1 pseudogene is annotated in these 394 nt (G+C 38.6%); it reads right to left on the reverse strand.

Annotated elements, in window-relative coordinates:
• Positions 1-394 (reverse strand): annotated as a pseudogene (locus CWC17_RS19245) (DUF1302 domain-containing protein); the annotation flags it as partial.

Here is a 394-nt window from a genome sequence, read left to right on the forward strand (position 1 = left end):
AATAATTGGTAGAAAAATATGTACCTGCGGCTGGCAGGAGTGTTTCATGCCATTGATACTGGTAAAACCCTTCTAGGGTATTATTTTCAGTAATACCTAATGACGCCCAAAGCATACCCACTGGAATAAATGCTGCTTTAAGCTCAGCACCCGGTGCTTTTAAGCGGTCAATGTCAACTGGGTTTACGTTAATACCATGAGAGATAAGCGTACTTTCACCCCAGTGAACGAATTGTTGGCCTAAACGAATTGAAAGTGGATTATTGCAATCATTTAAATCAAAGTTAGCACCAATCTTAAGACTATAAAAAAATAATGTAGGCAGAACGTAGATATTTAGGGTCGGCGTCATCACAATCAAATACTCCTTTTACTGATGTTTTGTTAACGAAGG

The organism is Pseudoalteromonas sp. S3785, assembly GCF_005887365.1.
Taxonomy (GTDB): domain Bacteria; phylum Pseudomonadota; class Gammaproteobacteria; order Enterobacterales; family Alteromonadaceae; genus Pseudoalteromonas.